The organism is Sphingobium sp. MI1205, from assembly GCF_001563285.1.
Lineage (GTDB): Bacteria > Pseudomonadota > Alphaproteobacteria > Sphingomonadales > Sphingomonadaceae > Sphingobium.
Window position 1 is genome coordinate 2,756,473 of record NZ_CP005188.1, and the last position, 22,400, is coordinate 2,778,872.

22 protein-coding genes are annotated in these 22,400 nt (G+C 63.5%); 5 read left to right on the forward strand and 17 right to left on the reverse strand.

Translation table 11 applies throughout. The features are described from left to right. Window positions 1–21: 21 nt before the first annotated feature. Together K663_RS13595 and K663_RS13600 are read right to left on the reverse strand one after the other, a co-directional pair. A complete protein-coding gene (locus K663_RS13595) occupies window positions 22–1,224 on the reverse strand; it encodes a CmpA/NrtA family ABC transporter substrate-binding protein (protein WP_062118562.1) in 1,203 nt (400 codons plus the stop codon). Beyond that, the gene (locus tag K663_RS13600; protein ID WP_062118565.1) at window positions 1,221–1,802 is read right to left on the reverse strand and encodes an ANTAR domain-containing response regulator; all 582 of its coding nucleotides are present in this window, start codon (window positions 1,800–1,802) and stop codon (window positions 1,221–1,223) included. Before K663_RS13600 ends, K663_RS13595 begins: the two co-directional genes overlap by 4 nt. A gap of 186 nt (window positions 1,803–1,988) precedes the next feature. Between K663_RS13600 and K663_RS13605 the strand changes: the two genes are divergently transcribed. After that, window positions 1,989–3,602, forward strand: a complete 1,614-nt coding sequence (locus K663_RS13605) for an ABC-F family ATP-binding cassette domain-containing protein (RefSeq protein WP_201026637.1) — start codon at window positions 1,989–1,991, stop codon at window positions 3,600–3,602. On the opposite strand, the gene K663_RS13610 is transcribed toward K663_RS13605, so the two are convergent. Genes K663_RS13610 through K663_RS13620 form a run of 3 tightly spaced genes read right to left on the reverse strand, consistent with a single transcriptional unit; the run spans window position 3,562 to window position 7,752 of the window. After that, window positions 3,562–5,085, reverse strand: coding sequence for a DHA2 family efflux MFS transporter permease subunit (locus K663_RS13610; RefSeq protein WP_062118571.1), 1,524 nt, complete (start codon window positions 5,083–5,085; stop codon window positions 3,562–3,564). The genes K663_RS13605 and K663_RS13610 overlap by 41 nt on opposite strands. Window positions 5,086–5,096: 11 nt before the next feature. After that, entirely contained in the window at window positions 5,097–6,248 is a 1,152-nt protein-coding gene (locus tag K663_RS13615; RefSeq protein WP_062118574.1) for an EmrA/EmrK family multidrug efflux transporter periplasmic adaptor subunit, read from the reverse strand. After that, window positions 6,241–7,752 (reverse strand): efflux transporter outer membrane subunit, encoded by a 1,512-nt coding sequence (locus K663_RS13620; RefSeq protein WP_062118576.1) that lies wholly within the window; start codon window positions 7,750–7,752, stop codon window positions 6,241–6,243. Before K663_RS13620 ends, K663_RS13615 begins: the two co-directional genes overlap by 8 nt. Window positions 7,753–7,841: 89 nt before the next feature. Here K663_RS13620 and K663_RS13625 point away from each other — a divergent pair, with 89 nt between their 5' ends. Both K663_RS13625 and K663_RS13630 read left to right on the forward strand, forming a co-directional pair. Further along, window positions 7,842–8,513 (forward strand): TetR/AcrR family transcriptional regulator, encoded by a 672-nt coding sequence (locus tag K663_RS13625; protein ID WP_083535910.1) that lies wholly within the window; start codon window positions 7,842–7,844, stop codon window positions 8,511–8,513. 52 nt (window positions 8,514–8,565) lie between these two features. Next, window positions 8,566–9,189 carry a response regulator transcription factor gene (locus K663_RS13630; protein ID WP_062120942.1) on the forward strand — a complete coding sequence of 208 codons (624 nt, stop codon included), beginning with the start codon at window positions 8,566–8,568 and terminating at the stop codon, window positions 9,187–9,189. A 2-nt stretch (window positions 9,190–9,191) separates the two neighbouring features. Here the strand turns inward: K663_RS13630 and K663_RS13635 are convergent, their stop codons facing one another. The 5 genes from K663_RS13635 to argH are packed head-to-tail and all read right to left on the reverse strand — an operon-like array spanning window position 9,192 to window position 13,815. Further along, a complete protein-coding gene (locus K663_RS13635; protein WP_062118578.1) occupies window positions 9,192–10,145 on the reverse strand; it encodes a zinc transporter ZntB in 954 nt (317 codons plus the stop codon). Beyond that, complete coding sequence (locus tag K663_RS13640) at window positions 10,142–10,900, reverse strand: precorrin-2 dehydrogenase/sirohydrochlorin ferrochelatase family protein (RefSeq protein WP_062118580.1); 759 nt, start codon at window positions 10,898–10,900, stop codon at window positions 10,142–10,144. Before K663_RS13640 ends, K663_RS13635 begins: the two co-directional genes overlap by 4 nt. Further along, window positions 10,900–12,165 (reverse strand): diaminopimelate decarboxylase, encoded by a 1,266-nt coding sequence (gene lysA, locus K663_RS13645; protein WP_062118585.1) that lies wholly within the window; start codon window positions 12,163–12,165, stop codon window positions 10,900–10,902. The genes K663_RS13640 and lysA overlap by 1 nt, the downstream gene beginning before the upstream one ends. A gap of 22 nt (window positions 12,166–12,187) precedes the next feature. Next, a complete protein-coding gene (locus K663_RS13650; RefSeq protein ID WP_062118589.1) occupies window positions 12,188–12,451 on the reverse strand; it encodes a hypothetical protein in 264 nt (87 codons plus the stop codon). Next, entirely contained in the window at window positions 12,448–13,815 is a 1,368-nt protein-coding gene (gene argH / locus K663_RS13655) for an argininosuccinate lyase (protein WP_062118591.1), read from the reverse strand. The genes K663_RS13650 and argH overlap by 4 nt, the downstream gene beginning before the upstream one ends. A 43-nt stretch (window positions 13,816–13,858) precedes the next feature. On the opposite strand from argH, the gene K663_RS13660 reads away from it, so the two are divergent. Together K663_RS13660 and K663_RS13665 are read left to right on the forward strand one after the other, a co-directional pair. Beyond that, the gene (locus tag K663_RS13660) at window positions 13,859–14,458 is read left to right on the forward strand and encodes a TlpA family protein disulfide reductase (protein WP_062118594.1); all 600 of its coding nucleotides are present in this window, start codon (window positions 13,859–13,861) and stop codon (window positions 14,456–14,458) included. Window positions 14,459–14,669: 211 nt separating this feature from the next. After that, a complete protein-coding gene (locus K663_RS13665; RefSeq protein ID WP_062118598.1) occupies window positions 14,670–17,291 on the forward strand; it encodes a TonB-dependent receptor plug domain-containing protein in 2,622 nt (873 codons plus the stop codon). Window positions 17,292–17,448: 157 nt separating this feature from the next. Here K663_RS13665 and K663_RS23360 read toward each other — a convergent pair whose 3' ends face one another. The 7 genes from K663_RS23360 to K663_RS13695 form a co-directional block, all read right to left on the reverse strand. Further along, window positions 17,449–17,622 carry a Trm112 family protein gene (locus tag K663_RS23360; RefSeq protein ID WP_083535912.1) on the reverse strand — a complete coding sequence of 58 codons (174 nt, stop codon included), beginning with the start codon at window positions 17,620–17,622 and terminating at the stop codon, window positions 17,449–17,451. Further along, window positions 17,619–18,230, reverse strand: coding sequence for an LON peptidase substrate-binding domain-containing protein (locus tag K663_RS13670; protein WP_062120945.1), 612 nt, complete (start codon window positions 18,228–18,230; stop codon window positions 17,619–17,621). The genes K663_RS23360 and K663_RS13670 overlap by 4 nt, the downstream gene beginning before the upstream one ends. Before the next feature lie 10 nt (window positions 18,231–18,240). Beyond that, window positions 18,241–19,152, reverse strand: a complete 912-nt coding sequence (locus tag K663_RS13675; RefSeq protein WP_062118601.1) for a tetratricopeptide repeat protein — start codon at window positions 19,150–19,152, stop codon at window positions 18,241–18,243. 90 nt (window positions 19,153–19,242) lie between these two features. Then, window positions 19,243–20,085 (reverse strand): MipA/OmpV family protein, encoded by an 843-nt coding sequence (locus tag K663_RS13680; RefSeq protein ID WP_062118604.1) that lies wholly within the window; start codon window positions 20,083–20,085, stop codon window positions 19,243–19,245. Between the two features lie 73 nt (window positions 20,086–20,158). Further along, entirely contained in the window at window positions 20,159–20,596 is a 438-nt protein-coding gene (locus K663_RS13685; RefSeq protein ID WP_062118607.1) for a DUF2141 domain-containing protein, read from the reverse strand. Further along, the gene (locus tag K663_RS13690; protein WP_062118611.1) at window positions 20,593–21,321 is read right to left on the reverse strand and encodes a sterol desaturase family protein; all 729 of its coding nucleotides are present in this window, start codon (window positions 21,319–21,321) and stop codon (window positions 20,593–20,595) included. The genes K663_RS13685 and K663_RS13690 overlap by 4 nt, the downstream gene beginning before the upstream one ends. A 47-nt stretch (window positions 21,322–21,368) precedes the next feature. Next, window positions 21,369–22,259: a prephenate dehydratase gene (locus K663_RS13695; RefSeq protein ID WP_062120949.1), complete on the reverse strand. Its 891-nt coding sequence runs from the start codon at window positions 22,257–22,259 to the stop codon at window positions 21,369–21,371. Between the last annotated feature and the right edge of the window lie 141 nt (window positions 22,260–22,400).

Sequence of the window (22,400 nt, forward strand, 5' to 3'; positions counted from 1 at the left end):
CATTGAGCAATCGGCCAAGCCTTAGAAACTCGCGAGAAAATCATCGAACCGTTCGGGGTCGAACACGCGGCCGTCAAAAAACCGGTCCGGCCCAAGCGTAAGCTCGCCGCGTTTGGATCCCACGGCCAGCGGCTGGCCCACGGCACCTTCCACCTTCATGCTGGCGCCTGGAATCGGCACATTGCTCTCGGCCAGCGCGCGGCGGAAAATGTCGGGGCGGAAAACCGATGCGGCCTTGGCGGCATTTTCGGGCGTGTGCTCGACCATTTTCCAGCGGACCAGCTGAGAATAGAGCCAGAGTGCCTGACTGCGCCAGGGGAATGGCGTGGCCTCCCGCGAAAAGAGCATGAAGTCCGGCATATCGAGCGGTGGCATGCCGGTTCGAGCGACGATGCGGCCCGATAATGCACGTGCAATAAGGTCTGCGGGCTGATCGACGAAATGGGGTTGGGACAGGAGGTGCGCCAGCGCCTCGTGATTTTCCCGCTCGTCGCACCAGGCGGCGGCGCGCACCAACGCGCGGATCAGGGCATCGACCGCCTGCGGATTTTCTTCCAGCCATGGCGTGCGGAACGCCAGCACCTTTTCGACGCCGCGCCGCCAGATGCGTTCGCCGATCGCCACAGCTTCGGCAAGGTCAGCATCGACTGCCGCGCTGCCCCATGGCTCTCCTGCGATAAAGCCGTCAATTTCCCCCGCCCGCATCGCCTCGACCGTCAGGGACGGCGGCACGACGCGCAACAGCACATCGCGATCAGGATCAACGCCCGCGCTCGCCAGCCAGTAGCGCAGCATGATGGCGTGACTGGAAAAGCGATGGACGACCCCGATCACCGGCTTGCGCTTCCAAAGGCCGATGGCCGTCGCGAAATCATGCGCGGTGCCCAGCGGATCGTCGAGCCGGGCTGCGATATCCGGCTCAAGCGCCTGCGCGAACTCCCGCGCCATCACCAGCATATTGCCGTTGACGTTGAGCTTGTAGGGCGCGGCGAGGGGCGCGGGCTGCTGGCTCAAACCCAGCGTCACCGCGATGGCGAGCGGGGCGAGCATGTGCGCGCCCTGCACCTGACCGAAGATCAACCGGTCGCGCAAGGTGGCCCAGCTGACCGTTCGGACGAGGTCGAGGGCAATCCCCTCTTCCTCCGCAAAGCCCTTTTCCCGCGCCACCGCCAGCACGGCGGAATCGGTCAGCGGCAGATAGGCGATACGCAGCGATGTCGTCACAGGCCACCTCCCAACAAATCGCTGGCTGTTATCAGTGCCTGAGCAACATCCACTATCTTCTTCCCCTGATTCATCGCGCTCGACCGCAACAATGCGTAAGCATCCGGTTCCGTCAGGCCGCGCTGGCTCATCAGGATGGATTTTGCGCGGTCGATGATCTTGCGGTCGGACAGCGCGGTGCGCGCATCATCAAGCTCGCTCTGGAGACGCGCAAAGGCGTTGAACCGCCGTACTGCCAGTTCCAGCACCGGCTTCACCCGCTCCTTGCGCAGGCCATCGACCACATAAGCGGACACGCCCGCGTCGATCGCCGCCCCGATCATCGCTTCGTCGGATTGATCGACAAACATAGCGATCGGACGCGCCAGCGCACGGCTGACCGACAGCATTTCCTCCAGCGTGTCGCGGCTGGGGCTACCCAGGTCCATCAGCACGACGTCGGGCGCCATGCGTTCGAGCCGCGCGACGAAGCCGCCACGCGGGGGAACGATATGGATATCGTCATAGCCTGCCTCGCGCAGTCCATCTTCCAGAACCGTCGCACGCAGGCCGCTGTCATCGATGATGACGATTCGCATTGGACCCAGCCCTTTTGGCCCTTCAGTGACCTTGATGCTGCGCCGCGTCAATCGGGCGCCGACGGCCCGGTTGTCAGCAACCAGCCCCTCCTATATCGCAGCGCTCGGACTCAAGAAGGATCGTCACCATGGACATGCAGCTGATCGCACAGCCCCAACGCTCTGCTTTCAGGAAGTTTTTTGTCCATGCCTGCCATCATTCTCTCTCATCTCAGCCGGTCTGCGCCTGACGGAACAGCCGTCCTTTCGGACCTCGATTTTCGTTTCACATCCGAGCGGATCGGCCTTGTCGGGCGCAACGGCGTCGGCAAATCGACGCTGCTTGCACTCATCGCTGGTCGGCTGAAAGCGGGCGGCGGAAATATCCAGACCGGCGGCACCGTGGCAGAGCTGCGCCAGACGGTGCAGGTCAGGCCCGGCGATACAATCGCTGACCTTTTCTGCGTCCGACACGCCATTGCGCTTCTTGCCAAGGCCGAAAGCGGTTTGGCGGACATGGACGAGCTGGCAGCATGCGACTGGAGGCTGCCCACCCGGATCGAAGAAGCCCTTGCCGAGGTCGGCTTGACCGCTACCCCGGAAACGCGTCTCGACCAGTTGTCGGGGGGGCAGCGGACCCGGGCGGCGCTCGCCGGCTCGGTCTTTGCCCAGCCCGACTTCCTGCTGTTTGACGAACCCACCAACAATCTGGACGCAGAGGGCTGCACGGCGCTCATGGCGCTGCTCAGGCGCTGGCGCGCGGGCGCCATCGTCGTCAGTCATGACCGCACCCTGCTTGAGGAGATGGACGCGATCGCGGAGCTGACCAGCCTGGGGATCAGCCGCCACGGCGGCAACTATTCTTCATGGCAGGCGCGCAAGGCCATCGAACTCGCCGCTGCCGAGCAGGATCTTGCCCATGCCGAACGGCAAATGAGAGAAATCGCCAAGCGGACCCAGGTTGCCGCCGAACGCAAGCAGCGGCGCGATGCGGCCGGGGCACGCAAGGGAGCAAAGGGCGACATGCCGCGCATCCTGATCGGCATGCGAAAGGATCGCGCGGAGGGTTCAGGCGGCGAAGCGGCTCGTCTTGCCGAACGCCTCCGCCGCGACGCGGTGCAGGCGGCGGAGGCCGCGCGCGAACGGATCGAACTTGTCGAAAGCCTGACCGTCGCATTGCCACCCACCGGCGTGCTGCCGGGCCGACGCATCGTGACGCTCGACAAGGTCACGGCAGGTCATGCCACGGATAATCCGGTGTTGCGCGACCTGTCACTCACCATCACCGGACCCGAGCGGGTCGCCATTACCGGCCCCAACGGCGCTGGCAAATCGACGCTGCTGCATGTCATGGCGGGCACGCTGCTCCCGCTCGCCGGTCGTGTTGATCGGGTCGCTGCCTGCGCCTTGCTCGATCAGCGCGTGGACCTGCTCGATCCACGCGCCAGCATGGCCGACAATTTCGCGCGGCTGCATCCGCAGGCCAGCCATAATGAGGTGCGAGCGGCGCTGGCCCGTTTTCGGTTTCGCGCGGACCTTGCATTACAACGGGCCGGGCATCTGAGCGGCGGACAATTGTTGCGCGCCGGCCTCGCCTGCGTACTCGGGGGCGCTACGGCGCCGCCCCTGTTGATGTTGGATGAGCCGACCAACCATCTCGATCTCGATAGTATCGCGGCGATCGAGCAGGGACTGCTGGGCTATGACGGCGCGCTGATTGTCGTCAGCCATGACCACGCCTTCCTGCGCGCCATCGGCATCGACCGCGAGTTCGCCTTGGCTAATGCGCCGCAGACATGTCCACCTGACCGACCGGCTTAGGGGCGAGCCAGACCAGAGCCCCGGCGAGGAATAGTACCATCGCCGCTATCAGGAAGACATTGTTCATCGACATCACGGTCGCCTGCTGATCAACCAGATTGGCGAGCATCTCAGGTGTTTGGGCCGCGTGAATCCCTGCCTTTTCCAGCACGGATCCCGCGCCCGGATCAAGCGTGGACACAATGTCATTGCGCGCCACGCGCTGACCGTTGCCCCAGCCTGTCAAAACGAGCGAGGTGGCGATGGCGACGGCCATCGTGCGCAGAAAATTCTGCATCCCTGCTGCCGAGGCGGTCTCTTCCGGCGGTACGGAACCCAGCGTCAACGTGGTCAGCGGGATCATGAAGAAGGGCATGGCAAATCCCTGCACGACCTGGGGCAGGGACAGCGTCCAGAAATCGGCAGTCGTGGCCCATTCCGAACGCCACAATGTGACGAAGCCCATCCAGAAGACCGCTCCCGAGATCATGATTCGCACGTCGATCTTCCCGACTGCGCGTCCCGCGAAAGGCGCGGCAATGATCGCGGTCATGGCGGTGAAGGCGGTGACGAAACCGGCTGAATAGGCGGTGTAGCCCATGGATAACTGAAGCCATTGCGGAATGATGACGATACCCGCGAAATAGGCGCCGAAGCATAGGGAAAGCGTCACCACCCCGGACGTGAAGCCAATGTGGCGGAACACCCGCAAATCAACGATCGGATGCTCCTCCGTCAATTCCCATATGATGAACACGAGGAAGCCGATGCCGGCCATTATGGCAAGCGCCACGATCATCGGGTCGCCGAACCAGTCGCGATCACGCCCGGTGTCGAGCATCATCTGAAGACAGGCGATCCAGAAGACCAGCAGCCCCAGCCCGATATAATCGATGGGCAGCTTTTGCCGTTCAGTTTCCACCGGACGCAGCAGCGCCATCGCCGCGAACACGCAGACGACGGCGATCGGCAGGTTGATGAAGAATATCCAGTGCCAGCTCCAATTGTCACTGATATAACCACCAATAATCGGCCCGAACGCCGGACCTGCCAGCGTCGTCATGGCCCAAAGCGCCATCACCTTGGCCCGCTGTTCGGGCGGAAAGATGCGCATCAGCAGGGTCTGCGACATCGGCATCAGCGGCCCTCCGCACAGCCCCTGCCCAATGCGGCAGACGACGATCATACCGAGCGTCATTGACAGGCCGCACAGCAGCGAAAATATGCCAAAGCCGATCATGCCACCGATAAAGAGGCGCACCGTGCCGAATCGCTGGGCAAGCCAGCCGGTCAGCGGCACGCAGATCGCTTCCGCGACCGCATAAGAGGTAATGATCCACGTACCCTGGTCAGGCGTTATGCCGAGATTCCCGGCAATATGCGGAACTGACACATTGGCGATGGTCAGGTCCAGCACGACCATGAAATTGCTCAACGCCAGAACGACGGCGGCCAGCGTCCGCTGCCGAGGGGTCAGATTGAAGCTCTCGGTTGCGTGTTTCACCGCAAGACGCCTCAGTCGGCCGAGAGGTCGATTTCGACCTCGGTCGACAGCCCGACGCGAAGCGGATGTGCGGCCAATTCCTTGGGGTCAAGCGCGATGCGTACCGGCAGTCGCTGGACGACCTTGATCCAGTTGCCGGTCGCATTCTGCGCCGGGATCAGCGCCAGGGACGATCCGGTGCCGCCAGAAAAACCGACGACCTTGCCATGATAGACCACATCCCCACCGTAAATGTCCGCCACGACCCTCGCGGGCATGCCGATGCGCACCTGGCGCAACTGGCGTTCCTTGAAGTTCGCATCGACATAGACCTGGCTCAACGGCACGATGCTCATGATCGGGTTACCTTGCGCGACGCGCTGACCGACCTGCACCTGACGGCGTGTCACGACCCCGTCGATCGGCGCCCGGATGACGGTTCGCTCAAGATCGAGCTGGGCATTTTTCAGCTTCGCCTTGGCTGTCAGCACGGCAGGGTCGGTTTCCTCCGTCGATCCACGCACCAGCGCGTTATTGGCGGCAAGCTGCCCTTCGGCCGCGCCGCGCGTCGCCTGCGCCATCGCCACGCCGGCCTTCGCCTGCTCCAGCCCCGCCCGCGCGGCGGCGAACGCCTTGCGTGCGCTGGTCACCTCGTCACCCGAAACCGCCCCTTCGGGCGCCAGCGCCTCGCGCCGCTGCAGGTCGATGCGCGCCTTGTCGAAATCGGCCTGGGCCACCGCCAGCTGGGCGCTGGCTTGGTTGATATCCGCGGCTCTGGCCTGCACCTGCGCGGCAAGCGACGTACTGGTGGCGGCGGTCTGACGGAAACGGCGGCGTGCTTCGGCAAGGTCCGCTTCCGCCTGCGCCAGGGCGATGCGCGCATTGGTCGGGTCCAATCGCACCAATATGTCGCCGCGCTTCACCGCCTGCGTGTCCGTCACCCGCACTTCGATCGCCTGCGCCGAAATCAGCGGCGTGACCTGGGCGATCTCCGCATTCACATAGGCATTGTCGGTCCCGACATGATTACGGCCGACAAGCAGATACCAAATGGCATAGACCGCCCCGATGATGAGCACGGCAAGGCCGAGGCGGACCAGCCATTTCTTGCGCTGTGTCATCATCCGCTCCTTCCGGTCCGCAACGCCGGTATCGGCTGTGAATTCGGGGACTGCATCAGCCATTGGGAAAGTCCTTGGACGAAGCGCCGCTGTCGGCAAAGCCGCCGCCCAGCGCGCGAATGAGGGCGATGTCCAGCGTAAAGGCGCTGGCTTCCAGCTCCGCGACGGACTGGCGGGCCGCGAGCAACTGGTCCTCGACGTTCAGGACGTCGAGATAGGTCGAGAGGCCGCCTTGATACCGCTTCTGTGCGATCGAATAGGCTTCCTCCGACGCGGTCTGGGCGGCACGCGCTTCTGTCAGCCGCTGATAGAGAATGCGGCGGCCGGTGACGGCGTCGGCGACTTCCTGATACGCGCCGAGCACTGTCTTGTCATAATTGGCGACCGCCTCGTCAAACACCGCCCGCGCCCCGCGATAACGACCGCTAAGCTCCCCGCCGTGAAAGATCGGCAGGCTGATTGCGGGGCCGACCGTGCCAAACAGCGAATCCTTGCTGAACAGCGTATCGAGGAAGGAGCGCGCACCGGTAGCCGAAGGATCCGTGAACGAGCTGTTATAGCCAAGCGATTGGACGCCAACGAGCGCGTTCAGGCGGACGGCCGGAAAGAAATCGGCGCGCGCAGCCTTGATCCGCTTGGCTGCGGCTTCGGTCCGGGCCAACGCAGCGGCAATGTCGGGGCGCCGCGCCACCAGGTTGGTGGTGACGTCGGCAGGCAAGCCGAGGGGAGCGGGATCGCCAAGACGCGGCTGCGCGATGGCCAGCCCGCGATCAGGCCCGGCCCCGATCAGCGCGGCGATCTGGTGGCGTCGAATGGCGATGGATTGATCGATACCGGCAAGCGCCGCGCGAGCGGAGGCGACCGTGGCGTCGGCCTGCCGCACGCTGCCGCGCGTTTCCAGGCCGTTGCGCTGACGCTGCGCCACCAGCTTCTGGCTCGCGCTTCGGATGTCGAGCGCCCGCTCCTGAATGGCCCTTTGGTCGAACAGTCGTGCCAGATCGGCATAGGCATCCGCAACCCCGGTGGTGAGCACCAGCCGCGCCCGCTGCGCGTCGATGCGCGCGGCTTCGGCTTCAGAGGTGGCGGCGGCCAGGGCGGCGCGGTTCCTGCCCCACAGATCAAGATCGAAATTCAGGTCGAGCGTGGCCTGCCCCGTGCCCAGCCATCCCTTCGGCACGAAATCCTTGGGAAAGCCCATATTATAGCTTTGCTTGGTCGCAGCCGCCGATCCATTGGCGTCGAGCGAGGGCAGGAGCGGCGCGCCAGCCTGCTGCGCGGCGGCCGAAGCCTGGCGGAAGCGGGCAGCCGCCGCAGCCATGTCCGGCGAGGCGGCGAGTCCTTCCTCCATCAGGCGGTCTAGTTGAGCATCGCCATAGACTTTCCACCAACCCTCGGCCGGCCAAAGGCCGTCGCCCTGCCCCAGGCTCTGGGACGCGGCGATTGTTTGCGCCGTGCGAGGCTCCGGCGCAGACCCAAGGTCAGGTATCGACGCGCAAGCCGCCAGGGCCAACATCGCGGCGGCAGAGCCGCCAATGCGCAGGGAATGAATAAAGCGACTCAAGGACATATAAAACCGTACCGAATGGTATGAAAACCGGCATTGCGCCTGCTGCAACGCCTTGTCAACAAGAATATCGTACTATATGGTACGCTTTGATGACAGATCAAATCGATATGCCCGAATTGTCGCGGCGCGAGGCGAAAAGGCGTGATCGCCGCGACGCAATCATCCGCGTTGCGCGCAGGTCGTTTCTGGAAACCGGCTATGCGGCGACGACCATGTCCTCGATCGCCGCAGAGCTGGGGGGGTCAAAGGGGACGTTGTGGAGCTATTTCCCCAGCAAGGAGGAGCTGTTCGCCGCAGTGTTGCGCAATGCGACGGAAACCTACCATGCCGACCTGCTCCAGCTTCTTGACGCGCGCGGCGAGATAGCGCCGACACTCCTTCGCTTCGGCCATGACCTGCTGCGCAAGGTTACCTCACCCGAAGCCATCGGGCTGCACCGGCTTGTAGCGGCAGAGGCAAGCAGGTTCCCGGAAGTGGGCGCGATCTTCTTCGAACTGGCGCCCCTGCATACGCGCAATCTGCTCGCTCGCTTTCTGCAGGGCGGCATGCAACGCGGCGAGTTGCGCCCCGCCGATCCGCAATTGGCGGCCCGAATGCTCATCGTCCTGACCCTGTCCGGCTGTCATCAACAAATGATCTGGGGCAATATGGCCCCGCCCAAGCCTGAACAGATCGAGGCGGATGTCGCATTCGCCGTGGATTGCTTCCTGCGCACCTATGCACCCGAAGGGGGGAAGCCTGCGCCGTCAAGCGCGCATTAACCATTTATTTGCGGGACTATCCTAGATCAAGGCGTGCCAGGAGATGCGCGCCATGCAGTTTTTCAACGCCAATGCCCTTCAACGCAAAGATGACGGCGACAGGATCGAGAGCGCACGACCGGCGCGACGCCGTCGCCTGCTGCTGGTCGACGAGAATGAAACCGCGCGCGCTGTCATCGCCCGCCGCCTTTCACACCTGCATTATGATGTCGCGCTGGCGGAAAACGGTTTTGTGGCGCTCAACCGCCTTCTCTCCCGACCGGTCGATATCATCCTTATCGATATGGGCCTGACGATCCTGCCAGGCATTGCCACGATGAAGAAGATCCGCGCGGCAGGGCTTGCAGGCCGGGCCAGCTTCGTGATGATTACCGGCAGGCAGGACAGCGTAAGCGCAATCGAAGCGCTTGAGGCGGGTGCCGACGATCATGTCGCAAAGCCGTTCGACTTCGATGTGCTGGACGCGCGGCTGCGCTATCTTTGCCAGCGGGCAGACGAAATTGGCGCGCTGACCCGGCACAATGCCGAACTGGACGCCCGCATTGCCCGACGCGCCCTCGAACTGGGCGAAACACGCGACGCGCTTGAGCTATTGCAAGCGGACAGGGCGCGACTGGTCTCGTCGATCCAGGCCCTGAATGATGAGATCGCCCGGTTAAACGCCGCTCGCAACTGAAGTCAGCGCAGCCAGTGCGTCGCTGCGAACCACCCGGCGATCCCTGCCGCCATGACGCCACAGACGCCCACCACCCCCCAAAATGCCCAGGCTTCATGGGCGAATGGAATGCCATCGACATTCATGCCGAGCAGGCCGGTCAGGAAGGTCAGCGGCAGGAACACAAGCGCCACGACGGAAATTATCAGCGCCTGCCGGTTCATCTGTTCAGCGCGCAGGTCGGTTAATTCCTCATGCGCCAGCGCCGACCGTTCGCGCACCGCCTCCAATTCCTCGGCCATGCGGGCGCAGCGATCCGCCGCCTCCTGAAGATGCAGACGGTCATCGGGCTGAAGCCATGGCGCGTCGGCTGCCGACAGCCGTTCGAGCGCCTGCCGCTGGGGCGAAATGAAGCGGCGGTAGCTGATCGCCGTCGCGCGGATTTTAGATGCTTCCCGCCGCACTTCGGCCGTGCCGCTGTCGCTGAGCGAGCTTTCAATCTCGTCCAGCGTGTCGCCGAGCTCGGCGACTTCCGGGTCGAGCGCTTCGGTGATCTCCTGGGCGAAAGCGACGATCAGGTCGCCGGGATCCTGAATCGCCCCGGCCAGCATTTTTTGCACTACTGGGTCGATCGCCGCGAGCCGCCGGTAGCTCACCGAAATGATGCGCGCATGCTCCGCCCACAAGCGGATGGAAACCAGCGGATCGCCCTCTGCATCCTCCTCCGCCCCCAGCCCTCGCAGGTTGACCAGCGCGCCATGCGCCATCAAAGTGCAGCGCGGGCGCGTTTCCTGTGCCAGCAGCGCGGACAGCGCCGCTCCCGGCAGATTATCGCAGCGCGACACGATGGCTCGCGCATCTTCCCGCCAGCCGTCGGCGTGGATCCAGCTGAATGCCGCGTGATCGGCCTCCGCGCAAAAGGCATCGAGTGAAATCTCCCGTGCCTGACCGCGATCGCTGACGAGAACCCGGCTCATTCCGGCATCTCCAGCCAAAGCGAAAGCCCCTCGCCCGGATCGACAGGCGGCGCGTCCGCAGGCAAGCGCACCGCATCGGCGCGCGCGCGGTCGAGAATGACGGAGGGCACATCGACGGCGTGATAAACGCGATCCGCCTCACCCAGCAGGCGCGCGGCACGCAGCGTCAGATCATCGGGATCACCGGACAGCAATGGGATGTGGACAAGGCGGGACGCAGCCGCATCGTCCTGCCCCGTCAGCCACAACGGCACCGCATCGGCGGCGTCATCGCGAAAGAGGTCCATCAGTCCGCCCGACGCCAGTCCCGCGTCAATCGCCCGGCGGCGCGCGCCTGCATCGGGCCAGCGGGCTCTAATGGCGGCGCGCGCATCGTGCAGCGCGCTGGCCAATGCGCCCAGCTTCTGCGGCAATATTGCCTCGATCCTCTGCCGCAGCGCCTTGGCCAAGCCTGCCGACGCTCCACCAGTACCGATAGCGATCAGCACCGGGTCGCGGTCTATGATCGCGGGCAAGGTGAAATCACAAAGGCTGGGGCGGTCGGTCGCATTTACCAGCACGCCCCGCGCCTTCAGCCGGGCGACCGTCGCCTCATCGCCGTCGGCGACGATCGCGAGCGCCGCGTCGCCATCCTCTCCGACAATGCAGGCCCCTGCCCGCTCCAGCAGCCGCCGCTTCGCCTCCGCCGCCTCCCCGGTTCCCGTCAGGATAACCGGCCTGCCCTTCAATATCAGGAAGACGGGCAGGCTCTGCATCAGTCGCGGACCCAATCGGGAATGCTGTCCCCCTCGATCAGTGCTTCGATGGGCGGGCGGGCGCGGACCACGGCCCATTTGTCGCCCGACACCAGCACCTCGGGCGTCAGGGGACGGCTGTTGTAAGTGCCCGCCATGGTCGCGCCGTAAGCGCCCGCAGTCATGAAGGCGACCAGATCCCCCGCCTGCACCACATCCATGTCGCGGTGCATCGCGAATGTGTCGCCCGTTTCGCATACTGGACCAACCACATTGGCGGTCTCCCGCCTGCCAACCGGATCGACCGCGCGAATGTCATGCCATGCATCATAAAGGCTGGGCCGCATCAGGTCGTTCATCGCGGCGTCGACAATGACGAAGGGCGCCTGCGCACCCTGCTTCACCCGCACCACGCGCGACAGCAGCGCGCCCGCATTGCCGACGATGACACGGCCCGGTTCGAACATCAGGCGGACATTCCAACCCTTCGTGATCCGCGTCACCATCTCGCCATAGACGGCGGGCAGCGGCGGGATCGGCAGCGAAGGATCATAAGGCACGCCCAGACCACCACCCAGGTCGGCGGTGCGGATGCTGTGGCCCGCCGCACGCAACTGCTCGATCAGCGCGCCAACCTTGGTAAAAGCGGCTTCCAGAGGTGTGAGGTCGGTCAGCTGGCTGCCGATATGGACGGCCACACCCTGCACATCCAGCCCCGGCAGGTCGCGCGCCGCAGCATAGCTTTCCAGCGCACGATCATAGGGAATGCCGAACTTGTTTTCGGACTTTCCCGTCGAAATCTTCGCGTGGGTTCCCGCGTCGACATCGGGATTGATGCGATAGGCGACCGGAGCCTTCTTTCCCATGGACATAGCCACTTCGGACAGCATGTCCGCCTCAGGCTCGCTCTCCAGATTGAACTGGAAAATGCCATGTTCCAGCGCCAGGCGCATTTCCTCGGCCGTCTTGCCGACCCCGGAAAAGACGATGCGGCTGGCCGGAATGCCCGCCGCGATGGCGCGCAACAGCTCGCCGCCCGACACCACATCCGCGCCGAGGCCAAGTTTCGCCAGCGTCGCCAGCACAGCGCCATTGGGATTGGCCTTGACCGCAAAGGCGATCAGCGGATCGTCCAACTGCGCCAGAGCATCGCGAAACACGTTGACGTGGCGGGTCAGCGTCGCGGTCGAATAGATATAGACAGGCGTACCGACCGCCTGCGCGATCTCCGCCATCGGCACCTGCTCCACATGCATGGCGCCGTTCACATAGTCGAAATGGTCCAAGGGCTGTATGTCCTAGCGGGTCTTATTGAGGCTGGCGTTCGGGCGGCAGGTCGAACGGATCATCCCGACGCTCCTGTGACTGGGTGAGCAGTTCGACATTACGCTCCGGCCGCGCCTGGGTGGAGGGGGTCATCAACTGCTGCGCGGTCGGCGCGGCGGCCGCCCCTACGGGCACCGCCGGTATTTTCTGGCCCTCGACCGGCTTCAATGGCTGTCTGCCGCCGCAGGATGCCAGGGCAAGCGCCAACGCGCCCAGCGCCAGTCCACGACCAAGCGTGATCCTCATGCCTTCTCCTCCCGCGCCTGCGCGATCCGCGCCCGCACCTGATCGGGCGCGGTGCCGCCATGGCTCTTGCGGCTGGCGACCGAAGCATCGACCGTCAGCACCGCATAGATGCGCTCATCGATGCGTGGGTCAATGGCCTTGAGCGTCTCGATCGGCAGGTCCGCGAGCGGTGTGCCCGCGCTTTCCGCCGCCGCGACCGCGCGCCCGGTGATATGATGCGCCTCGCGGAACGGAATATCCCCCTCGCGCACCAGCCAGTCGGCCAGGTCCGTCGCCGTCGCAAAGCCGCTTTCCGCCAGCGCCCGCATGCGATCGGTGCGGAAGGTAACCGTCTCGATCATCCCGGTCATTGCGGCGATCGACAGGCCGATCAGGTCGTGCGCCTCGAATACCGGCGGCTTGTCGTCCTGCATGTCCTTTGAATAGGCGAGCGGCAGGCCCTTCATCGTCACGCACAGCGCCGTCATGCAGCCCATGATCCGCCCCGCATGGCCGCGCACCAGTTCAGCGGCATCGGGATTGCGCTTCTGCGGCATGATCGAGCTGCCGGTCGAATAAGCGTCGGACAGCTTGACGAAGCCGAAGGGCTGACTTGCCCAGATGATGAACTCCTCCGCCAGCCGTGACAGATGTAGAGCCAGCTGCGTCCCGGCCATCAGATAGTCGAGCGCGAAGTCACGGTCGGACACGCTGTCGAGGCTGTTGTCGGTCGGCTTGGCAAAGCCCAGCGCCGCCGCTGTCGCATGCCGGTCGATCGGGAAGCCCGTGCCGGCCAGCGCCGCCGCGCCCAGCGGGCATTCGTTCAGCCGGTCGCGCGCATCGGCAAAACGGCTGCGATCCCGGCGGATCATCTCATGATAGGCCATCAGATGATGGCCCAGTGTCACCGGCTGCGCGGATTGAAGATGCGTAAAGCCGGGCATGACCGCATCTGCATGCTCCTCCGCCCGCGCAAGCAGCGCCTGCTGCAACAGGTTGAGCCCCGCCTGCACCTCGTCTATCGCGTCGCGCACCCAAAGGCGAAAGTCGGTCGCCACCTGGTCGTTGCGCGAACGCGCCGTATGCAACCGTCCCGCCGCCGGACCGATCAATTCGGCCAGCCGTGACTCCGTGACCATGTGGATGTCTTCCAGGTCCAGGTTCACCGGCACGCCATTGGCTTCATATTCCGCGGCGATCCGGTTCAGCCCTTCGGTGATCGCCTGCGCATCCTCACCCTCGACGATACCCTGCTTCGCCAGCATCGCGACATGCGCCTTTGATCCGGCGATGTCCTGCTTCCACAATCGCTTGTCGAACGGGATAGAGGCATTTATCTCGCGCATGACCGAAGCCGGGCCGGCTGCAAAGCGCCCGCCCCACATGCTGTTGGAGCCATCCTCCGTGCGAACTTCCTTGCCCTGCGTAATGACACTGCTCCTGCTGGCTGGCCTCGGCGCGTGCGATAGGCAATCACCGGCTCCGGGGCAAGGTCAAGCAAATAGCAACGGGGAGGCTCCGGTCGTCAGTGGCGAGGCCCGCGGCCCTGTGGCGAGCGGCAAGGAAGGAGCTTTCAGCTACACGATCGACCGGTCGAAAGCGGGAACGCCCGCCCCCGATTTCACCTTCACCGGGGAAGACGGCGCGGATGCCACGCTCAACGACTTTGCGGGCAAGCCGATGCTGGTCAATCTCTGGGCGACATGGTGCGCGCCCTGCGTTGCGGAAATGCCAACACTGGATGCCGTCGCGAAAAACTATGGTGCAAAGCGGCTCGCCGTCCTCACCATCTCGCAGGACAGCCAGGGGGAAAGCGTGGTGAAGGCGTTTTTCCAGAAGCATGAGCTGCCCAATCTCAAGGGCTGGATCGACCCCGAAAACCAGTTCGGCTTTCATTACGCCACCGGCATGCTGCCAACGACCGTCCTCTACGACACGCAGGGAAAGGAAATCGCCCGCGTGGTTGGCGCTCTGGACTGGAACAGCAAGGAAGGTCGTGACCTGATCGAAGCCGCACTGGCATCGTAAAGCGCCCGTCCGTTGCCGGGCAAGTGGTGGCGGCTTTGAAATAAGACTGACTATACGAACGACAAAGCCAAACCCGCCATCGTGTCTGATTGCAAACTGAGCATAGCGATTGCACGTTTCTCAATCACGCTATTGTGCACTGCAATAGCGGCTTAAGGCGGCCCCTTCGTCTCTCCCACTGCACGAAAAACGTAAAAGCAGGGGGCAAGAGATGAAACGACTATCCGCTTTAAGACTTTCTCTCATTCTCGCATCTTCCTGGTCCGCGGCCGCGATTGCGCAGGAAGCAGCCCAGGAACCGCAAGCCGATGACGGTGGGGCGATCATCGTCACAGGCACGCGCGCAATCGGCATGCAAGCCGCCGAGAGCGCCGCGCCCATTCAGGTGTTGAGCGAAGAAGCCATCAGCCATGTCGGCCAGCCCAACCTCAATCAAGTTCTGACGCAGATCGTCCCTAGCTTCACGGCTCAGACGCAGGGCACCGACCTTTCCAGCTTCTCGCTGTCCGCTCGGCTGCGCGGCCTCAGTCCCAATCACACGCTCGTGCTGGTGAACGGCAAGCGGCGTCACGGCAACGGCATTCTTCAGGTCATATCGGGCGCTTTCCAGGGGTCGGCCGCGCCCAGCATCGACCTCATTCCACCCGATTCGGTCGCACGCGTCGAAGTGTTTCAGGAAGGCGCCGCGGCAGTTTACGGCACCGATGCGATCGCAGGCGTCATCAACTTCATCCTCAAGGATGAAGATGAAGGTGGCAGCTTCAAGATCACCGGGGGCCAGCATTATGACAGCGAAGGCGAACTTTTCTCCGTCTCCGGCAACATGGGCTTCAAGCTGGGCGAAGACGGCTTCATCAATCTGACCTTGTTCCACCGGCGGCAAGACTACACCACGGTTGGCACCGGTCAGGTTCAGATCACCCAGGCCGACGGCACGCTCCAACCCAACACGCCTGCGCAATGGTCGAACCTTGCGGGCGACGCCCTGTCCGGCATCAACGGCGGCCAGCCGCGCACGAAGCTGACGCTGGGCTTCTACAATATGGGCTATGACTTCGGCGGCGTCGAACTCTACAGCTTCGGCGACTATGCCCGCCGGGAAGGCTGGGCGAATCAGGGTTATCGCCACCCCAAGCGCATCTGCTACGAAACCGGCAACCTGGGCGGCAGCATCACCCCGGCCGCCTATGATCCCAGCATCTGCTACAGCGACACCGGCGTCTGGGGCATGGTCCCCCTGCAGCATGTGGTCGAGGACGAATATAGCTTCACCATCGGGGCAAGGGGCGAATTCGGCGGCGGCTGGAACTATGACATCAGCGGCACTTACGGCGCACAGAAAGACAGCATCTATACCGAACGGTCGGCTCACCGCGAACTCTGGCAGGAAAGCTATGCCGCTGGCGGGCCAGCCACCGCCATCACCCCCAGCAGCGCCTATGACGGCGGTTTCAAGCTGGCCCAGACGACCATCACCACCGACATCCGCAAGGAATTCGAAGTCGGCCTGGCCAGCCCGCTGACGCTGGCGTTCGGCGGCGAATACCGGAAGGACGAATATGAAATCCTTCAGGGCGATGCCGTTTCGACCTACAAGACCGGCGTACAGTCCTTCCCCGGCTACAAGGCGACCGACGCTGGCGATTTCCAGCGTAGCTCCAAGGCCGTATACGCCAACCTGATCACCGAACCGGTCGATGGCTGGAGCGTCGATCTTGCCGGGCGCTATGAAGATTATACCGACTTCGGCGATACGGCGATCTGGAAGGCCACGACCCGCTACGACTTTTCCGACGCGATCGCGGTCCGAGGCACCGTCAGCACAGGCTTCCGCGCGCCGACCCTTGCCGAACAGAAATATTCGACCATCAACGTCGGCCCGACCAGCGCCGTCGCCCAGCTGCCCGCCGGTACGCCTGCCGCCGCGCTGCTTGGCTTTGAAAATCTGAAGCCTGAAAAGTCGAAGAATTTCTCCGCCGGTATCGTCCTACGTCCGGTGCCGAAACTGGCCATCACGGTCGATGGCTATCTCATCAAGATCAAGGACCGCATTACCGGGACTGCGGCGCGCAACGCGGTGCTGAACGGCGTTATCCAGCCGGGCGCCGCCGATATCCTCAACGCCCTCAACGCAGCGGGCATCGTCCTCGACAGCGCCCTCCTGACCAGCGGCACGATCGGCGTGTCGAGCTTCACCAACGGCATCGACACCCGCACCTGGGGCATCGATTTCTCCGCCAGCTATCCGGTGGCGCTCGACTTCGGTACGCTCAACCTCTCGCTGACCGCCAACTACAACAAGACCAAGATCACCGACAACAAGGTCGGCTATCCGATCTTCAACGCGGCATCGGAAAGCAATATCGAACGGTCGAACCCCGACTACAAGATCGTTGCGAACGCCCTGTTCAAGAGCGGCAAGTTCACGCTGAACCTGCGCGAAACCTTCTACGGCAAGACCAGCGTACTGGTTCGTCCTGCCTTCACGTCACGAGACGGAAATGGCGCAATCATCATACCTGATGGCGGCTTCCTGATCGCCGATGGCGCAGGTGGCGCGGACCAGCTCTACTTCAACGGCGTGGTCAAGGCGGCTGCGATCACCGACCTGGAACTGGGCTACGACTTCACCGACTTCGTCAAATTTTCGGTCGGTGCAAACAATCTGTTCAGCAAGCGGCCTGAAGTGCCCAAGACAATCGATGGCGTAACCGTCCCGGTCGGCGTGTCTCCTTATCAGAACGGCTCGGGCGCCTATAACAGCTATTATGGACACGGGCCCTACGGCACGTCGGGCGGCTACTATTACGCTCGACTGGACTTCAAGTTCTAGAAAACTCCTGCGGGTCGCGAAGGAAGGCCGGTTCCGGAAACGGAGCCGGCTTTTTCCGTCCTACCCCAACACCGTCACCCCAGCGAAAGCTGGGGTCTCGTGGCTCCAGCGCAGCCCGCACTAACGAGATCCCAGCTTTCGCTGGGATGACGAAGCTTTAGAGCGCCCGCGCCTCGCGGACGACCAGCACGGGCACGCCATCGCGCACCGGATAGGCAAGTCCCGCCGCCTCGGATATCAATTCACTTCGCTGCGCATCCCACCGCAGCGGCGTTCGCGTCACCGGGCAAACCAGCTTCGCAAGCAGATAGGGATCAAGCGTGGCGCTCATTGCATGGTGGTCCCGCCATCGCGCTCCATGCGGCCGATAATCTGCATCAGCTGAATGATCCTTTCGGAACGCTCGCCCAAACTATCGGCTTCCAGCAACGTCTGCTTCGCCGCCGGGTCGAAAGGCGCAATCTGGGCGATGCCGTTGACCAGCGACATGTCGTCCAGCCGCGACACCGCCGTCCAATCGACGACATAGCCCAACGCCTCGGCAAAGCGCCTCGATTCCTGTTCCAGCGCGGCGCGCTCGACGGCGTGCAGCACCTCATCCTCGGGGGCCTGCTCCACATCGGCCTCGATCTGGCGGAATGCGGTGGCGACATCCAGTTCCCGGATCACGCGAAAGCGCGCCAGCCCTTTCAGGATGATGTTGAAACGCCCGTCGTCCAGCGCCTCGATCTGGCTGATATGGCCCAGGCAACCGACATCGAACAGCGCAGGCTTCGGCCCATCCTCACGCGGCTGGATCATGCCGATGCGACGGTCCCGCGCCATCGCATCGTGGATGAGCGCCCGGTAACGCGGCTCGAATATATGCAGCGGCAATTCCATGCCGGGCAGCAGCAGCGCGCCCGACAGCGGGAAGATGGAGACGCGGGCGACGTTCACCTTCGCGCCGTCAGGCAAAGAGGATCTGCGACAATTTCCGGCGCTGCGCCGCCACCCAGGGGTCCTCCAGGCCGGTCGCTTCGAACAGCTTCACCAGCTGCGCCCGCGCCGCGCCCTCATTCCACTCCCGGTCCCGGCGGACGATTTCCAGCAGCTCGTCTGCCGCGCGGTCGCGGTCGCCATTGGCCATCAGCCCGCCGGCAAGTTCAAACCGCGCCTCATGATCGTCCGGGTTCGCGGCGACCTTCGCCTCGATTCCCGACAGGTCGCTCACCGGCTTCGCATCCCGCGCCAAAGCGATGGCTGCGCGCGCGCGATCAACGGCCTGATCCTTCGCCACATCGGCAGGCAGCACGGCCAGCACGGCCTCCGCCTCGTCCAGCCGCGCCAGAGCAACCAGGGCGCGGGCATGGCCCGATGCGACCTCCGCATTGTCGGGGACCATCGCGCCGACCTGCTCGAACACCGACAGCGCCCGTTCATGATCACCGGCGACCAGCAATTCCTCACCCATCTCGATCAGGGGCGCGATTTCCTGAAGCTGCGCCTTCTCATCCGATTCGATCGGCAACTGCGCCAGCAACTGGTCAAGGAACTGCTTGAGCTGGCCTTCGGTCCGCGCCTGGCTCAGGTCGGCGACCGGCTGTCCCTGGAACACGGCATAGACGGTCGGGATCGACTGGACGCGAAACTGTGCGGCGATGAACTTGTTCTCATCGACGTTGATCTTGACCAGCTTGACGCCCTTGGACTCATATTCCGCGCAGACCTTCTCGATCACGGGGGTCAACTGCTTGCAGGGGCCGCACCATTCGGCCCAGAAATCGACGATGATCAGGCTGGTGCGCGACGGATCCACCACATCGCGGCGGAAAGCTTCCACCGCCGCCTTGTCGCCGTCACTCAGTCCAAGGGTCGCCACTGTCCTAGTCTCCTGCCTCGATGCGGTTGGGTGCCGCTTCCATACAGCGACTTATGTGGGGCGTCACCCTGTCCGCACAAGATCAGCAGGTCAGAAGGTATAGCCGATGCCGACCGCGCCCACCCACTGGTTCTTCGACCCGGTAATGCTCACCACCGGCGAGTCCGCATAGTCGCCCAGCATCCGCGAATAGCCGCCCAGAGCGAACAGCGCCCAACCCTTGCGCAGGTCGCCCGACAGCGACAGCCCACCGGTCAGGTTTACGCCGATCCGCTTGAAACCAGCCTTGTCGCCCGCCTCGGCATATGCCGGAAGCCCGGACGCCAGCGCTCCTGCGTCATCCACGTCAAAATAATAGCGGCCATATTTCTTGCCGACATAATCCGCTGACACGCCAAGACCCACGAAGGTGCGGGTCGACAGAGGCGCGAAATATTCGATCGCCGGGGTCACGACATAGCTTTCATGCGCGCCCGCCACATCCTTGGTCACTGCGACGCGGGCGGACAGATTGTCATAGTCGCTGGTCAGAACCCCGGTCTTGCCGATACCGACAAAGCCGCCCACTTCCACCGCGACGTCCCGCTTGCCGAGCGCGCGGACGGCGTCGTCCTTGATGCTCTTGCGGCTGGAACGGTCGAAACGCACGCCCACAACTGGCCCCAGCTGGAAATCTATGCCGTCACCGGTGTTGGGAATAGCATCGACATAAAGATTTGGTCCCCGCGTCCAGAAGGCGAAGTCGCTGACCTTACCGCGCAGCTGAGGAACGGGGATAACGCGATAATCGTCCGACCCTTCATAGCTTGGGATGACAGCCGCACCCACGCCCACCGTCAGGACGTTGCTGTCCTCAACCTGAGCCAAAGCAGGATGAGCGCCGCCCATTGCAACGAAAGCAAGGCCCGCGACGAGAATTTGGCGATGATTCATAGATCCCCTGTTCCGCGAATATGGTCAGCAGACTGAATGTTTCGCTGCCATTTACGGTTCCACCGATAGTCAATTACAGGAAATATTTGATCTTTATTTCCTGCCGCACCCCTGATCCCGCCACCTGGAATTGTGCCGAGCGAAAGCTGGGGGCGCCGAAGCGGATGGCGGGATTGCGCGAAAACCCGACGCCCTCGCGCGGAATGCCCGCAAATGTGTCGAGCTTTCCGTTGCCATTCTCATCATGGATGATCGCGATGGCATAATCGCCGGGCATCACTTCCCCCAACGGGATCATTGCGGTCCCGGCAGCTACGCTCAGATGCCGTTTGTCGGGATCATGGCTGCAATCGGGGAAATAGGCGGGCGAACGGGTGATGCAGACGAGCAGCTTGCCTTTGTCCGATCGTAAATTCTGCACGCTCATGCTCAATGGCTGCGGCTCACTGACGGGCGCAGCGCCGGGCGGCACAGCCATCATACCGCCCAGAAACAACAACCCCATTCTCATGCACACGTCTTTCCAAAGTCGCCCAACCCCCGGTCGGTGCCGCACAGCCGGTCCCATACACGGAAATACAGCCCGTAATTGCAGCTATATAGCTCATGATGCCGCTGATGATGGCTGGCGGTGATCAACCAGCGTCCAGCTCGCCCCTGGACCAGCCAGCGCGGAAACATCTCCCACCCCATATGGTTGGACACGCCCATGACTGTCATGATCACCAGCACCCCGCCCAGCGCCGCGACATGAATCGGAATAATGAAAACAAGCGCCGGGATCACGATGGCGCCGGTCAACGCTTCCCAGGGGTGAAAGCTCATCGCGGCCCAGGCTGTCGGCGGGCGGCTCGCATGATGGACGGCATGGGCGACGCGAAACAAACGGGGCCGGTGCATCCAGCGATGCGTCCAATAGAACCAGCTGTCATGCGCGACCAGATAGAGCAACACCGACACCGGCAGATACCAGATCGGGAAAGCATGAATGTCGGTGTATATCCGCGTCCAGCCATGCGCTTGCCACCCCCAGGCGACGACGCCTGCCGGGATGCCGTAGATCAGCGCCGACGCCATGGACCATCCGATCTCGCGCCGTATCTGCGGGCCAAGATGCGTGTAAAGCCCCGGCTGCCGCACATGCGTCGCCAGCGCGAATCCGCCGCTGGTCAGCAGATAGCGCACGCCGACGATGAAGCTCATGGCAAGGGCGGAAAGGATAAGCGCGGAAGCCATCGTAGCGGACTATAGGGAGCGCGGGTCGCCCCGTCACCCCGGTCGCATCAGGTACGCGGACGCGCCTGGCGATAACTGCCCAGCATCCGCACCCACTTGGTGTGAAACTCCAGTTCAGCGAGCGCGCGGTCAACCGCCGGATCGCCCGGCATGCCCTCTATGTCGCAGAAAAACTCGGTCGCGGCGAAGCTCGCCCCGCGCTGATAGCTTTCCAGCTTCGTCATATTGACGCCGTTGGTCGCAAAGCCCCCCATCGCCTTGTAAAGCGCGGCAGGGACATTTTTCACCTCGAACAGGAAAGTCGTCATCACCGGGCCTGCTCCGGGTTCCGGCATCTTGGGCTCCCGCGACAGCACCAGGAAGCGCGTCATATTGTCGTCGCTATCCTCGATATTCTCCGCGACCAGCTTCAGGCCATAAAGATCCGCGGCCAGATAGGGCGCGACCGCCCCTTCCCCTGACTTCTTCGATTCCGCCACCAGCGCTGCGGCGCCCGCCGTGTCGGCATAGGCGACCGGCTGGATGCCGCGTTCGCGCAGGTAATGGCGGCACTGGCCCAGCGCCTGCGGATGGCTGATCGCACTTTTGACCGGTGCGTCGTCGATCGCCATCAGGCAATGGCGGATGCGCAGAAAATATTCGTCGATGATGTGCAGCCCCGATTCGGGCAGCAGGAAATGCATGTCGGCTACGCGGCCGTGCAGGCTGTTTTCGATCGGGATGATCGCCCGGGCCGCCTGGCCATTGCGCACCGCATCAATCGCATCTTCAAAGGCGAAACAGGGCAACGGCACGCAATCAGGCGCATAGCCCAGCGCCGCAAGGTGCGAATTGGCGCCGGGCGCACCCTGATAGGCTATGGCGCGCGCAGGATCAGCCGCAGCCTTGGCGGCCAGGTCGGCGACGATGACGCGGGCAGGGGCAGGATAGTTTTCCATGGGCTGGAGCGCGCTTAGGCACTCGTTCGCACGCGCGCAAGCATGCGCAAGACAGTAGCCCAGCAAAAGCGGGCCATAATGCGTTCAACCATGCTTGCGCGTTCGCTCTTGCGCCATTATGGCAGCGCGCTAATGGGGGGC